At 58.9% G+C, this 15557-nt stretch carries 12 protein-coding genes; 3 read left to right on the top strand and 9 right to left on the bottom strand.

The annotated features are described in order from the left end of the window. Positions 1 to 344: 344 nt before the first annotated feature. The 7 genes from rhaD to VSQ30_RS11705 all read right to left on the bottom strand — a co-directional run bounded on the left by rhaD (position 345) and on the right by VSQ30_RS11705 (position 8829). The gene (gene rhaD / locus VSQ30_RS11735; protein ID WP_160641531.1) at positions 345 to 1178 is read right to left on the bottom strand and encodes a rhamnulose-1-phosphate aldolase; all 834 of its coding nucleotides are present in this window, start codon (positions 1176 to 1178) and stop codon (positions 345 to 347) included. Positions 1179 to 1186: 8 nt separating this feature from the next. After that, positions 1187 to 2434, bottom strand: a complete 1248-nt coding sequence (locus VSQ30_RS11730; protein WP_334464234.1) for an L-rhamnose isomerase — start codon at positions 2432 to 2434, stop codon at positions 1187 to 1189. After that, complete coding sequence (rhaB, locus tag VSQ30_RS11725; RefSeq protein WP_334464232.1) at positions 2431 to 3852, bottom strand: rhamnulokinase; 1422 nt, start codon at positions 3850 to 3852, stop codon at positions 2431 to 2433. Before rhaB ends, VSQ30_RS11730 begins: the two co-directional genes overlap by 4 nt. Positions 3853 to 3944: 92 nt before the next feature. Beyond that, entirely contained in the window at positions 3945 to 4919 is a 975-nt protein-coding gene (locus VSQ30_RS11720; protein ID WP_334464230.1) for an AraC family transcriptional regulator, read from the bottom strand. A gap of 210 nt (positions 4920 to 5129) precedes the next feature. Continuing rightward, complete coding sequence (locus VSQ30_RS11715) at positions 5130 to 6302, bottom strand: toxic anion resistance protein (protein ID WP_334464228.1); 1173 nt, start codon at positions 6300 to 6302, stop codon at positions 5130 to 5132. A 131-nt stretch (positions 6303 to 6433) separates the two neighbouring features. Further along, positions 6434 to 7564: a 5-bromo-4-chloroindolyl phosphate hydrolysis family protein gene (locus VSQ30_RS11710; protein ID WP_334464226.1), complete on the bottom strand. Its 1131-nt coding sequence runs from the start codon at positions 7562 to 7564 to the stop codon at positions 6434 to 6436. 341 nt (positions 7565 to 7905) lie between these two features. Then, the gene (locus tag VSQ30_RS11705; RefSeq protein WP_334464224.1) at positions 7906 to 8829 is read right to left on the bottom strand and encodes a 1-phosphofructokinase family hexose kinase; all 924 of its coding nucleotides are present in this window, start codon (positions 8827 to 8829) and stop codon (positions 7906 to 7908) included. 141 nt (positions 8830 to 8970) lie between these two features. On the opposite strand from VSQ30_RS11705, the gene VSQ30_RS11700 reads away from it, so the two are divergent. Next, on the top strand, positions 8971 to 9237 hold the full coding sequence (locus VSQ30_RS11700; RefSeq protein WP_334464222.1) for a hypothetical protein: 267 nt from the start codon (positions 8971 to 8973) through the stop codon (positions 9235 to 9237). A gap of 104 nt (positions 9238 to 9341) precedes the next feature. On the opposite strand, the gene VSQ30_RS11695 is transcribed toward VSQ30_RS11700, so the two are convergent. Both VSQ30_RS11695 and VSQ30_RS11690 read right to left on the bottom strand, forming a co-directional pair. Next, positions 9342 to 10064, bottom strand: coding sequence for a DNA alkylation repair protein (locus tag VSQ30_RS11695; RefSeq protein ID WP_334464220.1), 723 nt, complete (start codon positions 10062 to 10064; stop codon positions 9342 to 9344). Between the two features lie 12 nt (positions 10065 to 10076). After that, positions 10077 to 11204: an MGDG synthase family glycosyltransferase gene (locus VSQ30_RS11690; RefSeq protein ID WP_334464218.1), complete on the bottom strand. Its 1128-nt coding sequence runs from the start codon at positions 11202 to 11204 to the stop codon at positions 10077 to 10079. 449 nt (positions 11205 to 11653) lie between these two features. On the opposite strand from VSQ30_RS11690, the gene VSQ30_RS11685 reads away from it, so the two are divergent. Both VSQ30_RS11685 and VSQ30_RS11680 read left to right on the top strand, forming a co-directional pair. After that, positions 11654 to 13267 carry a VanW family protein gene (locus VSQ30_RS11685; protein ID WP_334464216.1) on the top strand — a complete coding sequence of 538 codons (1614 nt, stop codon included), beginning with the start codon at positions 11654 to 11656 and terminating at the stop codon, positions 13265 to 13267. A gap of 165 nt (positions 13268 to 13432) precedes the next feature. Beyond that, positions 13433 to 15361, top strand: a complete 1929-nt coding sequence (locus VSQ30_RS11680) for an NAD(+) synthase (RefSeq protein WP_334464214.1) — start codon at positions 13433 to 13435, stop codon at positions 15359 to 15361. The last annotated feature ends 196 nt before the right edge of the window (positions 15362 to 15557 follow it).

Raw genomic sequence — 15557 nt, 5'->3', positions numbered from 1 at the left:
GCGCCGCCAACAGGGTAACGTCAGGTTTTCATTTGTAACAGAAATAGCGCGGCGGGCGCCGCCCGCCGGAGGAAGGGCCTGTTTTGCGCCTGCCTGGAAAGCCGCCTGTCCCTTACAGCAGGACAGCCAGAACCCATAGCGCAAAATTCCCTATAATTATTGTAATATAAAGTGATGAAAATAGCAATAGTTTTCGGCAGATTCAGGGGAAGAATTTAGCGGGAATTTTTCGCCCCTGTACAGGCTTTTTTTATCTATCCTTCCCATGCTGCAAAAAACACAGAAAAGGCGCTGTTTGCGCCTTTTCTGTGCCTTTTGCGGGCTTTATGGCAAAGGAGGATATTCTACTCTGCGTTTAAAAAAGCCTCGTTGATTGTCACCCCGAAATCCCTGGCAATGTCCCGGATGCCGCTGTCCGGGATGGTCTGCCCTGTCCGGCCGCCCCCGGCAGACTGCACCAGCATGTAAATCTCCGCAGCCTTTTCAATGGTGTGCATCAGCCCGAAGGCTGTGTCCAGATCCGGCCCGGACACAAACAGCCCATGGTGGGCCCACACCGCCGCGTCGTAGGTTTTCATCAGCCCGCTTGTCACATGGGCAATTTCCGCCCCGCCGGGCACCATCCAGGGGGCCACCCCCACGCCTTGGGGGAACACCACCGGGCACTCCGTTTCGCTTTTCCACAAGGCCCTGGTGAAGTCCCGGGCAGTCAGGGGCAGGATGTAGGTCATGGCCACAATGTTCACCGGGTGGGCATGGTAAATCACCCGGTTTTCCCCCTTTGTAACCTCCTTGCGCACGCTGTGGTTGAGAAAGTGGCTGGGGAACTCGCTGGTGGGCCTGCCGCCCTTTTCCAGCCCCCACACAATCCGCCAACTGTCCCCGGCATCGTTGATTTCCAGTATGCACAGGTTATCCTCCGGGGCAAGGGGCACGTTGCGGAAATATTTCCCGCTGCCTGTGGCAATAAAATACGTCCCCCGCAGGTTTTCCGCCTGCACCCCCATCTGCACCCACTCCCCGCAGGCTTCCCGGAAGAAAGGCTTCAGGGCTTCCGCCTCCTCAGCCTTCAGCAGATAGGTAAGGTTGCCGCCGTTGCGCTCGTGCCAGCCCTGGAGCCAGCCGTCCTCGCAGGTGCGGATAAAAGCTTGCAGTATCTCCGTGTCTGTTATTTTCATGCTTCCTCCTAAATCCGTTTCAGCAATACGTCACGCTCATAGGCTTCCACTTCTTTAAACCAGTCCCGGCCTCCGGGCACGCCCTGCATCTGGCAGTAATGCTCCCACACGTCTCCAAAAGGCAGGGTTTTCAGTTCCTCCCCGGTCATGAGAAGCTCTGTAAACCGCCCCTCTTCCTGCATGTTCTTCATGTCCTCCCAGGGCTGGAGCAAGGCGTACAGCAGGGCTTTTTCCATGCTCCGGGTGCCGATAACCCAAGCCGCCACCCGGTTGATGGAGGCGTCGAAGAAGTCTAGGCCGATAAGCACCTTCTCCAAAGCGCCGCTGCGCACAATTTCCTTGGCAATTTCCTGGATTTCTTCCTGGTACAGCACCACATGGTCGCTGTCCCACCGCACCGGGCGGCTGACGTGCAGGGGCACCTTGTCAAAAACCGTCAGCAGGCTGGAAATCTTGTCGCTGATATATTCTGTGGGGTGGTAGTGCCCGCTGTCCAGCAGGTTATAAACCCCGGGATGGGTGCAGGCATAGCCTAAATAGAACTCCGCTGAGCCAACGGTGTAGGACTCCAGCCCAATGCCGAACACCTTGCTTTCCACGCAGTCCAGGATCCCCGGCAGCTTTTCCGCGAAGATTTCGTCCAGGCTCTTTTGCAGCCGCAGCCGCGGCCCCAGCCTGTCGGCGGGGATGTCCTTCAGCCCGTCGGGAATCCACACGTTGCACAGCACAGGGGAGCCAAGCTCTCCCGCCATATAAGAGGCAATGCGCCTGCACTGGATGCCATGGCGCACCCAGAAGGCCCGCACCTCCTCTAGGGGGGAGGAGAGGGTAAGGCCGCCCTTCACCATGGGGTGGCTGAAAAAGGTGGGGTTAAAGTCTATCCCCAGGCCGTTTTCCTTGGCAAAGGCCACCCACTTTGCAAAATGCTCCGGCAGCAGCCCGTCCCGGTCTGCCCGCTGCCCCTCCTCAAAAACCGCGTAGCTTGCGTGGAGGTTCAGCCGCTTTTTCCCGGGGATAAGGGAGCAGGCCTTTAAAAAGTCGGCGGTCAGCTCCTCAAAGCTCCTGGCCCGTCCGGGATAATCCCCTGTGGCCTGTATGCCCCCGGAAAGGGCCTGGCCGCTGCCCTCCAGGCCGGTAACGTCGTCGCCCTGCCAGCAGTGGATGCTCACAGGCACCTCACGCAGGGCTGCCAGGGCTTTTTCCACGTCCACTCCCCAGGCGGCATACTGCTCTTTTGCGCTTTCAAACCTTGTCATAACCCTTCCTCCTTTGCAAAATTGACTATCTCTATGGGAAAGCTTTCCCGGATGCAGGCCCGGGCCTCCAGAAGTCCTGAAAATTCCCCGCCGGCTTCCATCTGCACCAGCAGGTTCCCCAGGGCTGTGCCCTCTGTAGGCCCGGCGTACACAGGCAGGCCCGTTTCCCTCGCGGTCAGTTCGTTAAGCAGGCTGTCCCGGCTGCCCCCGCCCACAATGTGTATCCGGCGGTATCTTTTCCCTGTAAGGCTTTCCAGTTCCTGTATGGCGTCCCGGTAACAGGCCGCCAAGCTGTGGTACACACAGGCGGCAAGCTCTCCCAGGCTTTGGGGAACCTGCTGGCCTGTGGTTTCGCAGGAATCCCTCACAGCCCCCGCCATGCTTTCCGGGGCCAAAAAGCTTTGGTGGTTCACGTCCACCCGGGAGGGGAAAGCTTCGGCTGCCCGGGCGGCCTGCTCCAGCTCCCCAAAGGAAACCGGGGCGAATTCCCGCCGCAGGGACTGGAGCATCCAAAGCCCCATAATGTTTTTCAGATACCGGAAGCGGTACTGATACCCGCCCTCGTTGGTGAAATTGGCCCTGCGGCTTGCTTCTGTGGTGACAGGCTCCTGGTTTTCCACGCCTAAAAGGCTCCAGGTGCCGCTGGAAAGGATAACGCTCTCCTCGTCCAGGGCAGGGACAGCCAGAAAGGCGGAGCCTGTGTCGTGGGTGGCGGGCAGCACCACCTGGCAGTTAAACCCCGCGGCCTGCTGTATCTCCGGCAGCAGCCCCCCTAAAGCTGTCCCCGGCATACGCGGCTCCCCGAAAATATGGGGAGGCAGGCCCAGCCTTTCCAGCAGTTCCCTGTCCCAGGTTTTCTCCCGGGCATTTATCAGGGACGTGGTGGTGGCGTTGGTATATTCGTTTTCCATCACCCCTGTCAGCTTGTAGTGAAGGTAGTCCGGCGCCATCAGAAAGCGGCTGGCCTTTTGGAAAATGCCCGGCTGTTCCTTTTGCAGGGCCGCAAGCTGGTAGATGGTGTTGATCTCCATGCGCTGTATCCCTGTCCGGGCATATAGATCTTCCGGCGGGATAAGCCTGTCCAGCTCCTCCGGCAGCCCCCGGGTGCGGCTGTCCCGGTAGGCCACCGGGTCTGTTAAAGGCGCGCCGTCCCCGTCCACCAGCAGGAAATCCAGCGCCCAGATGTCAATGCCCATGGCACAGGGGATTTTCCCCGCCTTGGCGCAGGCCCGCATTCCCTCCAAAACATGGGAGAACAGGGCCTCCATGTCCCAGCAGAGTCTGCCGCCCCTTTTGTGCAGCTTGTTTTCAAAGCGGTATACCTCCTCCAGCCGGATTTTCCCTTCCTCCAGCCATCCCAGGATATGCCTGCCCGAGGAAGCGCCGATGTCCACTGCCAGATAAAGCTTGTTTTCCATAGGCTTTTGCCCCTTTCCGCCCTGCGGCCTACTGCTTTCTGCCTATCACTATACCGCAAAAGGCATAAAAAAGTAAGGACGTGTTTTAAAACTTATACGTCCTTACTTTGCAGGGGCTTCTCCGCCCGGTATTCCTTGGGCGACATCCCATAGTCCTCCCGGAAGCGCCTGTAAAAATAGCTGCTGTTTTCATAGCCCACCGCCGCAATGATATCCTCCACTGGCAGGGAAGTTTCCGCCAAAAGCTGGGCCGCCTTTTTCAGGCGCTTTTCCCGCAGCAGCTCTTTAAAGGTGCGCCCGGTTGCCTGCCGCACAGCAGAGCTTAAATAAGACAGGGACACATGGCGTTCCTGTGCCAGGCGGGTTAAATCCGCCTCCCGGTAGTTTTCCTCAATTTCCCGCAGGGCCGCCAGCACCATGCCCCCGGGCAGCTCCCCCCGGGAGGAGAGGGTTTCCACATGGTTTAAAAGCTGCAAAAGCAGCAGGCCCATGGTGGCCTGGGTGATGCGGCCGGCGTTCTGCTGGGGACAGGCCAGACTCCACAAAAGGTTTTCCACCAGATTCTGCACCTGGGGAGCCTTTGCCACCTTGAAGTGCAGGCAGCTTATTTCCCCGCCGCCCCGGCGCAGGCCCTCCAGCAGGAAGCGGGCCAGCACGTTGTCTGTGCCGATAAGCTCAAGGGCATAGTCGAAAAAAGGGGGGAGCACAATGAAGTTTACGCCCACGTCCTCCAGGCCTGCCCGGGCCACCTGATGCCGGGCGTGCTGGTTGAGGAACAGAAGCTCTCCCGCCCCCAGGGTCAGGGAGGGGCCGCCGTTTACGGTGTGTACCGTCTGCCCGCTGCACATGTACATGATTTCAATGTAATTGTGGGCATGCTCCGGGAAAGCCGTAAACCGGGTGTGGGGCCGCACGGTGATAAGCCTGCCCCGGCTTAAAAGCTTCTCCCTGTCCACAGTGAATTCCCGCCGAGAGGTGTAAAGCTCCCGTTCCAGCGCCCCGCCTGCCAGCAGCCGCTCCTCCTCGGGGGTCACCCGGCGCAGTTGCTCCATCAATTCTTCACGCATAAGGTCGCCTCCGGCGGGCAAGGGAACTTTTTTCAGGAAAAAGTTCCCTTGCAATCTTCAAAAACCTTACTGTCTCCTGCCTCCCTGGGTCAAGCCAGCGGGAGCAGCCAGAGAACGCGATGGCTCACATAAGCGCGAAATCCCATTTCGCGGCGGAAAATTCTCGTTTGCGTTCCCCGCGTTTTAGATGCAGCGTTACGCTGCACGCTGCTATTGGTGGATGTCCAGCAGCTTCTGCTTCAGCTCGCCCTCCAGCCGGCCGATTTCCGCCTCGGCGGCCCGGCGCTTTGCCCGGCCCTCGTCCTGGATTTTTACCACCTCGTCCAGGGTCTGGATAAGGGACTGGTTTGTCATGCGCAGGGTTTCCATGTCCACAATGCCCCGCTCCGACTCCCGGGCTGTCTCGATGGTGCTGATTTTCAGCTTCTCCGCGTTCCGGCGCAGCAGCTCGTTCGTCATGTCCGTCACTTCCCGCTGGGCCTTCACCGCCTGCTCGGAGTGGGCCACGCCCAAAGCCAGCACCATCTGGCTCTTCCACAGGGGGATGGTGTTCACCAGGGTGGACTGGATTTTCTCCGTCATCAGCTTGTCGTTGTTCTGCACAAGCCGTATCTGGGGGGACATCTGCACGCTCACCATGCGGGTAAGCTCCAGGTCGTGAAGCTTCTTTTCAAAGTTGTCGCACTGCTGGGCAAAGTCGTTGGCCGCCTGGGCGTCCTCCGCAAGGCCTGTGCGCTGGGCCTTGGCCTTTAATTCCTCCAATGTGGTGGCCCGCTCCTTCTGCAGCTTCTTTTTGCCGGCAATGATATACATGGAAAGCTCTTTGTGGTAGTTCAGGTTCATCTCATAAAGCTTGTCCAGCATCACAACGTCCTTCATAAGCTGCACCTGATGGGCCTCCAGGGCAGCGGCAATTTTATTCACGTTGGTTTCAGCGGAGTCATACCGGGCCTTCATGGCGGTTATTTTGTTGCTTGTGTTTTTAAAGAAGCCGAAAAAGCCTTTTTTCTCCTCCTCGTCAATATCAAAGCCCTTCAGCTCCACCACCAGATGGGAAATCTGATCCCCCACCTCGCCCAGATCCTTGGTGCGCACGTTGTTCAGCGCCGTATCGGAAAAGGACGCGATTTTCTTCTGGGCCGCGGAGCCGTATTGCAGCACCATGGTGCTGTTCTGCAAATCTATCTTTTCAGAAAACTCCTCCACCACCTTCTGCTCCTCCGGGGTGAGCGCGCTTTCGTCCAAAGTGGTGGCCTCCGGCTTCTTTTCCTCCGGCGGCGCTTCCGGCTCCAGGGTCAGGGCCGGGGGTTCCAGGCCCTCCAGAGTCAGGGCGGGTATGCCCGGGGCCTCCTGCTCCAGGGCCAGCTTCTGTTCGTTTTCCATGTGGCGTCCCTCCTCAAAAAATGTGTGCAAAAAGATATAAGAAATGCAGAAGCTGTACCGGGAAACTTTATGGGATAGCCTGCTGGTACAGCTTCATAAAAGCGCTGGGATCCGTTTGAAATCCTGCCGCCTTACAGGGAAGGCTTTGTTTTGTCCTCCACAAACCCCTCCTGCTCCAGCATGGACTCAAACACTGTAATGTCGGCGGAAATGTCCATGGCCTCGTCGGTGAAAAGGGAGTCGAGCTGCTTTTCAAAGGCGTCTGCTACCGTGTGCATCATGCCCGCGATGTTGAACATGGTGGAAGTGATGTTCTCCCCCTTTACCGACTGCCTGGACAGCCGCTCATAGCTGCCCAGCAGCTTCAGGGTGGTGGGCAGGTAATAGCTCATGAACTTGCGGATCTGGGGGGCCTTCCCCGGATGATCCGCGATATAGGCGAAAATGTCGGCGGAGGCCCGCTCCATACGGTCGATGTCCTCGGAAAGGGCCTCGTCGGGAATGGCGTCGTTTGCCGCCCGCAGCTTCCTAAGATACCCGTTGCCCTCGTCGATAATCTTATCCACTTCCGGGTTCCCGGTGCGGGAGGGCTTCGCCTCCTCCTGGGGCTTTTCCGGTTCTTTGGGCTTTACAGGCTCCGGCTCTATAGGCACGAATTCCTTTTTGCCCTTGAAAAGCGCGGCAGAACCCAGAAACACCAGCACCAGCACCAGGGCGAATATGCCGAAATGAAACATGTTATACATGGGGAACATCTGGGAATAGAGCACTGCCGCCGCCCCTGTAATGTAGAACTTGGCGGGGCTGCCCCGGCGCACCACCTTCATAGGGGGCATTTTCGGCGCGGGGGCCGGGGTGACGCCTCCCGGGCGGCGGGCGGGCTGGGGGGCCGGCCTGGGAGCGGTCTGCCAGGTTTGGCCCTTTGGCTTCTGGTATGCCTGCTGCCGGTATCCTGGGGGCACCTTATTGGTAGGAGGCGGCGTTTGCTGGGGGGGCTGTTTATAGACGTGCTGCTGCCGGTATCCCGGCGGCACCTTGTTGGTGGGAGGAGGGGCCGGGCGGGGCTGGGCGCCCGGGTTTCCATAAGGATGGCGGGCGCCCCCCTTCATCCCGGCGGCAAAGCCGTTTATGGCCCCGTCAATGCCGGCGGCGGCCCGGCCCAGCCCCTCCGCCAGCTTGCCTGCCCCGGCCCCGGTGAGGGTTTTATATACCTGGGAGGAGCGGTATTCCTCCTCTAAAGGCTTGTTTCCATGTTGGTTCATATGCATCGCCATGCGGTATAAGGGCCGCGCCCGTACCGCTCCTTTCTCTCATTCGTTATGTACCTGCCCGGGGCGCCCCGGGTTCCGTTCCTTTTTATTCAGAGTATCTAAATCCCCACTTTTATTTTACGTGGAAATCGACTTTCTGTCAACCTGGTATAGCCATTCCGTTTGAAAATATCTTTTCCAGGCAAAGGGATATCCTGCCGCTGGTTCCTCATTAGAATGATGAACAAACTGTGAATAATGGGAATTTGCGGCGAAAAACCCGCGTTTTGTAAACTGTTTGTAATATTTTGTAACCTATTGTCATTTTTGCAGGAGCCTGTTGGTACAGCTTCTTAAAGAGGATAGGGGTTCCCCACCAGGGGATACAGCTTTTTCACCATATCCCCCTGGGCAATGCCGGCTGTAAAAGCTGTGGCGCAGCCTGCCGCCACGCCCCAGCGCAAAGCGCCCTCCCCGGTGCCATGGAGGCTCCAGCCGTATAGGAACCCTGCCACCAGGGAATCCCCAGCCCCTACGGCGGAAACAGCCTCTCCCTGGGCGGCCCGGCAGAAAAGCCGCCTGCCCGTGCTGTCTGCCAGCAGCGCGCCCTTTTCCCCCATAGACACCACCACGTTCTGGACGCCCATTTCCCGCAGCATCCCGGCATATTCGGCGGCCTGTGAAACTGTGGCGATTTCCACCTGGAAAAGCTCCTCCAGCTCCTGCAGGTTGGGCTTTATCAGGAAGGGCCTGCGGCAGAGGACGGCTTTCAGGGCCTCCCCGGAGGCGTCCACCGCTGTAAGCACGCCTTTCTCTGCGGCCTGCCCCAGCAGCCGGACATAGATATCCCTGGGCAGGGAGGGGGGCACGCTGCCCGCCAGCACCAGCCCGTCCCCAGGCCCCAGTGCCGCGCACTTCTCTTCCAGCTTTTCCAGAAAGGGCAGAGGGATTTCCGGGCCGTCCCCGTTCAGTTCGGTAACCCCGCCGTCCCCGCCCAGCAGCTTGAGGTTGATGCGGGTGCAGCCCGCGGGCAGGGGGAGGAAGTCTGTTTTGCAGCCCTGGGCCGCAAGCTGCCGCTCTACCTCCTGGCCGGTAAAGCCTCCCAGAAAGCCCAGGGCGCAGTTCTCCACCCCTAGGGAGGTGAGCAGCAGGGACACGTTTATCCCCTTGCCGCCGGCGATAAAGTCCCCCTGCCCATAGCGGGCCGCCCCACCGGAAGCTGGGGCGGCAGGGGCAGAGAGATCCAGGGCGGGGTTGAGGGTTACCGTATATACCATAATAAAGTCACGTCCTTACAACATTCTTAAAGGATTCTATCAATTTGTAAAAATTTTTTTCCTGCCCGCATAATCCCTGTCTGGCCGGGGCAGGCTATAGAGTGTTTCAAAACTCTATTTTGTACAGAAAGGGTCATAACCATGAAAGCTATGAACAGGAAAAGCCTGGGGGTGCTTGCGCTGTGCGCCCTTCTGGCCGTAAGCCTTACAGCCTGCGGCAACGGCAAGGTGGGCAGCGACGTTTCCAGCGCTGTGTCCAAGGCCGGCAACGCTATCAGCAGCACTGCCAGCAAGGCAGGCTCCAAGCTGGAGGAAGCAGTGGATCCGGACAGCTCCAGCAGGGCGGACAGCAGCATGGAGTCCACAAAGGACATCAGCAGCCGCCCGGACAGCGAAGCTGCTGAATAAAACACTGGCTCTTGGCCCGGGGACACAAAATCCCCGGGCCTCTACATAGCGATTCAGATAAAACTTTTTTAGAAAGCCTGTTGCCAAAGCCTGTCCTTCTGCGTCTAATGGACGGAAGGGGGGAGGGGCAGCTTATAGGCCAGCAGCATGTCCTTGTCCTCCCGGGGCACCCGGTAAGATTCCCGGATTTTCTGGATGCTTTTGTTCTGGGTGAAGGGGGGCAGGGTGCGGCGGGCCAAAAGGGGCAGGGTTTCGGCGGGGAACTTTACATAACACACCGACACCGCCCAGGCCACTGCCATGCGGACGTAATACTGGGGCTGGCCCATGCCCTCCAGCAGGGACAGGCCCTCCGCGATTTTGTCCTCTGCGGCAAAGTGGGAGAGAAACATCACCACAGCAAAGCGGGCGGAAAACTCCTCCTCCGACTGGAACAGGGGCAGCAGAAACTGCCACATGGCCTCCCGTTCCTCCGGCTTTTTCAGCTTAAAAGAGCTACAGAAGCAGTCGCACACAGCCCAGTTGTCAATGAGGGGCAGGAAACCTTCCACCAGGGGCAGGCGCCCCTCCATGGGCAGCTTCATGCCCGCGATAACCATCCCCCGCACCATGCACTCTTCATAAGAGGCCGGAAGGCTTGCCGCTAAAAAGCCCAGGGGGTCGCCTTTGGTGATTTTTTTGGCAATGGCCCGCATGACGGGCACCCGCACCCCGTAAGCCATCTGTCTGCCAGGGATAAGGCCCTCGTGAAACGCTTTATACTGGGGGTCTGCCTGGGCGGCAAGCTCCTGCAGCACTTTCTGGTAGTCCTCCTGGGTGAAAGCCATAGCCTGTCCTCCTCACTGGCCTGTTTCCTGCCCTGCCAGACGCTCTATCAGGGCCAGGAGGTTTGGGATGGACTGGGACTTGTCAAACTCCCGGCAGTTTTCCCGCATGGCGGAAAGCCGCTGCTTTTCCTGGAGCAGGGCGGAGATTTCCCCGGCAAAGTCCCCGTCCTTCTGCACCCGCACGCACATGTCGTGGGTGAGGAGGAAGTTGGCGTTGTCCTCCTCCTGGCCGGGGATGGCGTCGAACACAGCCATGGGCAGGTTGCAGGCTAAAGCCTCGGAGACAGTGAGGCCCCCGGGCTTTGTCACCAGCAGGTCGGCGGCGTGCATGTATTTCTCCACTTCGTCTGTAAAATACAGCAGGCGGGTGGGCACCTGGCTTTCCTGGGCAACCTCTTTTTCAAAGGCCTCGTAAAGCTTCTTGTTGCGCCCGGTGATAACGATAATCTGCATGGGCACGCTGGTGGCAACCAGCTCCCGGTACAGCCGGATGATGTTGTTCACCCCGAAGCTGCCTGCCATAAACAGCAGGGTGGGTGTTTCCGGGCTGAGGTTTAGCTGGCGCAGCAGCATGGCCTGGTCGCTTTTGTCAAAGAACACCCCGTGTACCGGGATGCCAAAGGGATATACCTTTTCCTCCGGCACGCCGAAAGCGGCAAGCTCCGGCAGCATGTGGCTGCCTGCCACCACATAGGCGTCCACCTCTTTGGCGATATAGGCCCGGTGTGCGCCGTAATCGGTGATGATGCAGATGAGGGGGGCCTTCACAAGGCCGTCTGCCTTCAGGGCTGCCGCCATTTCTGTGGCAAAGGGGTGGGTGGTGATGATGGCGTCTGGCCCATAGGCCTCAATGGCGGGGTAAAGCAGGCGGCTGAACAGGCCGCTGAGCTTTGGCACCAGGTCGGAAAAACGGCTGTTCTTGTTGGTGCGCTTGTAAAGGTGGCCGAAAAGGGCCGGGGCCTTTTTGGCCATAAACAGGTAGCTGTCGCACACCGTCTTGTCCAGCAGGCGGCCTACGGCCTTCAAGGTGTCCACGATGGTAACATCATAAGGGGTGTTGTCCCGGATGTACTGTTCTATGGCGTTTGCCGTGCGGATGTGGCCCCCGCCGGTAGCAGCCGTTAAGAGCATGATTTTCATAGTTTTATATCCCTCGCAAAAGTTAAGGCTTCCTTTTGAAAAAGCGCGGGCGCCATCTTCTGGCCCCTTGGGCGCCTGGGGTTCAGCCGCCTTGCCCTGCGCAAAATCCGTCACTTCCTCTGTTTTCAAAACAAGCCCTGAAAATTTATTACAAACATTGTAACATACACCCCGAAAAAATTCCAGTTTTTTAATCAAATTGAAACCATTTCCCCGTTTACTTTTCCCCGGGCAGACGGTATAATAAGAATGGCGCTTGCGCTGCCCGGCGCAAATGCGAAAAGCGGGAAAGCCGCTCTCACGCAGCAAAAGCCCTCTGCGGGCATGGGAATGGAAGGGTTTTCTTTGGAAGCCTTGTTTGGAAGCGTGGGAAGCTAACGCAGGGGAGCGGCAGGACGATAAAACGGTAAAAAGGCACGGCGCAGGCCGGCAGAGAGGATGGTAAAAGCATGAAGCATTTTTGGAAGTACGCGGTGGTGGCCGGGGCGGCCTCCCTGCTTTTGATTACAGGGCTGGGGGCCTGTTCCAAGCCGGAGGAGGATACTTCTTCCCTGCTTTCCTCAGCGGCGGAGGACGCCTCCCTGTTCCCGGCGGGCACCACCATGGGCGGGCGGAATATTGGCGGGAAAACCCTGGACGAGGCCCTGGATATCTCGAAGAAAGCCCTGGAGGAGGCGGTGAACAGCCTGGAAATCAGCGTGAAGTTCAAGGATGACACCATCCTGCTGCAAAAGGGGGATTTCGTTATCCAGGACGTGCTGGAAAAAGAGCTGCCAAAGCTTTTGGAAAACCGCAGCCCCCAGGAATATGCCCTGCCCTATGTGGCGGATTTGTCCCCCAGCGGCAGGCAGAAGCTGGAGGACGCGGCAAAAACCTGCTATGTAGAGGCCAAGGACGCCACAGTGGAAAGCTATAACGGGGAAAAGTTCTCCTTCACCCAGGAGCAGGCCGGCGTCAGGGTGGACATGGCCGCCACCCTGAAAAGCGTGCGGCAGCTTCTCTCCCAGAAGCATGACGGGGATATCCAGGCGGCGTTCCTGGAGACAAAGCCCAAGCTGACCCAAAGCTATTTAAACGAAAACTTTAAGCTCCTTTCCACCTATTCCACCACCTCCACCAACACGGAAAACGGCAACAGCAACATGCGCCTGGCCCTTTCCCACATAAACGGCACGGTTTTGGAGCCGGAGCAGGAATTTTCCTACAACACAGCCCTGGGCGACAGCACAGACCCATCCCGGGGGTGGCTGCCTGCCGGAGGCATTAACGGCGGGGTGCTGGTGCAGATGTATGGCGGCGGCATCTGCCAGGGTTCCACCACCCTGTATAATGCCGCGCTGCTGGCGGGCATGGAAATTACGGCCCGGGAATGCCACAGCATGCCCTCTTCCTACTGTCCCATTGGCCTGGACGCTACGGTGGACTATGGGAACATTGACTTTAAATTTAAAAACCCCCTGGACGCCCCGGTGTATATTGCCGCCTGGATGGACAATGTGGATCTCCACGTAAGCTTCTTCGGGGTGTTCCCCAAGGAGTGGGATAAAATCAGCGTTTCCTCTGAGCAGACCGGCTCTTCCGGCCCTCTTTCCGAGGTAAGCTTTGTGGTGGACGCGGGCCTTGCCAAGGGGGCCTATAAGCGCAAGACCTCCGGGAACAACGGCTATTCCGCCAAGGCATACCGCACGTTCCTGAAGGGCGACGCCACTGTGCGCACAGAAGAACTGCCCTCTTCCTACTATCCGCCTACAGGCAAGGTGTTCATCATTGGGGAGGGCACAGACACCAGCAAGATAGACACCGGCAAGGAGGAGGGCAATACCCTGCCCTCGCCCTCGCCCTCTCCCAAGCCCTCTGTTTCTCCCAGCCCCACGCCCAGCGTTAAGCCCAGCGAGCCTACGCCTCCTCCGGTAACCCCGCCTCCTGTCACGCCTCCTCCGGTAACCCCGCCCCCGGTTACGCCGGATCCTGTGCCCAGCTTTAACCCGGAGCCGCCTGTGTCCCAGCCCCCTGAAGGCGGGTCAGGAGAGGGCAGCGGCGTGCCCCAGGGATTCTTGGATTAGCGCGTATTGCAAAAGCCCGGGGCTTTCCGTACAAGAACGGCAGAAGAAGGAAGGTATCCCCTCGCCCGGGCGGCGGGGGGATACCCCTGTGAATATAGGAAGAAAGGAGCGGTACAGGACAGAAAAGGCTGCTTTGCAGGCACCCTGTATCCAGTGGCAATGAAGATGAAAGATGGATTTTTCCGGGTGGCGGTCGCCACCCCGGCTGTGCAGATTGCAGACGTGGGCTTTAACAGGCAGGGCATTTTGGAGCTGATTGGAAAAGCGGCGGGGGAGGGCTGCGGGGCTGTGTGCTTCCCGGAGCTTTCCCTCACAGGATATACCTGCGGCGATCTTTTCCGGGAGCGCACCCTTCTGGCAGCGGCAGAGCGTGGCCTTGTCCGCCTGCTGGAGGACACAAGGGAGTTGGACATCCTCTGCGCCGTGGGGGTGCCTGTGGCCCTGGAGGGCGCTTTGTATAACTGCGGGGCTGTGTTCCACCGGGGCAGGCTTTTGGGGCTTATTGCCAAGGAGAGCATTCCCAATTACAGCGAGTTTTACGAAATGCGGTATTTCACCCCTGCCTGCCCGCCCAGGGAGGTGGTTTTTGCCGGACAGCAGACTGTGCTGGGCAAGGGGCTTCTGTTCCCCTGCGAGAACGTGGAGGGGCTGTGCGTGGCCGGGGAAATCTGCGAGGACTTGTGGGGCGCTGCGCCGCCCAGCGCCAAGCTGGCCCAAAACGGCGCCACCCTGCTTTTCAACCTCTCCTGCAGCGACGAAACCATTGGCAAGGCGGAATACCGCCGGGATTTAGTGAAAATGTGGTCGGGCCATCTGCTGGGGGCCTATGTATACGCGGACGCGGGGCCGGGGGAATCCACCACGGACATGGTGTTCGCGGGGCATGACATCCTTGCGGAAAACGGCACTGTGTTACAGGAAAGCAGCCTGTTTTCCAGAGGGCTGGTTATAGGGGAAATTGACCTGGAGCGCCTTTTGCAGGAGCGGCTGCGGATGAATACCTGGCAGCCCCGGCGGGACGGCGATATCCTGCGCATCCCCTTTGCCTATAAGGCGGAAACCCTGGAAAGCTTTGTGCCCCGGCGGGATTTCTCCCGGTTCCCCTTTGTGCCTGAGGACAAGGCATGGCTTTCCGACCGCTGCCGGCTGATTCTCACTATGCAGAGCCAGGGCCTTGCCACCCGGCTTTCCCACATCCATGGCAGCAAGGTGGTAGTGGGCCTTTCCGGGGGCCTGGATTCCACCCTGGCCCTGCTGGTGTGCGTCCGGGCCTTTGACAGCCTGGGCCTTGACCGCAAGGGGATTCTGGCGGTGTCCATGCCCTGCTTTGGCACCACAGGCCGCACCAAAAGCAATGCCCAGCGCATTGCCGAGGAGCTGGAGGTGGAGTTCCGGGAAATCAGCATTGAGAAGGCGGTTTCCCAGCACTTTGCGGACATCGGGCAGAACCCGGAAACCCTGGACGTTACCTTTGAAAATGCCCAGGCCCGGGAGCGCACCCAGGTGCTGATGGATTTAGCCAACCAGCGGGGGGCGCTGGTGATTGGCACAGGGGATTTGTCCGAGCTTGCCCTGGGCTGGGCCACCTACAATGGCGACCACATGTCCATGTACGGCGTGAATGGTTCCATTCCCAAAACCCTGGTGCGCCATCTGGTGCGCCACGAGGCGGAGCACTGCCCGGAGACGGAAAGCGGGAAGCGCCTGCAAAAGGCCCTGCTGGACGTGCTGGACACCCCGGTAAGCCCAGAGCTGCTGCCTCCCAAGGACGGGGAAATCGCCCAGAAAACGGAAGAGCTGGTAGGGCCTTATGAGCTGCACGACTTTTTCCTTTTCTACATCCTGCGCTATGGCTTTTGCCCCGGGAAAATTTATAGGATGGCCTGCCGGGCTTTCCAGGGGGAATACAGCCCCGCTGTTATCAAGAAGTGGCTTGTCTCTTTCTACCGCCGGTTTTTCTCCCAGCAGTTTAAGCGTTCCTGCCTGCCGGACGGGCCAAAGGTTGGCTCTGTCACCCTGTCCCCCCGGGGAGACTTTCGGATGCCCAGCGACGCCTGCGCCGCCCTCTGGCTGGAAGAAGCAGAGAGGCTGTAAAGCTTCCGGGAAATCGGGCAGCGGTTATTCCCTGGTGGGCAAGTATGTTGGTATACGAACCTGTATTCACAACCAGTAACCGCCGCCTAAGCGTTCTTTTGGGAGCCAATCAAGGCTATTTCGATTATGCACACAGGTTCTAAGAAGAAAATTACAGACCCCCCTGGAAAATAGCAGGGGGGTCTTGCTGTTAAGA

It is taken from the genome of Acutalibacter sp. JLR.KK004, assembly GCF_036941085.1.
GTDB lineage: Bacteria > Bacillota > Clostridia > Oscillospirales > Acutalibacteraceae > Acutalibacter.
This window is presented reverse-complemented; position numbering and strand designations above follow the sequence as displayed.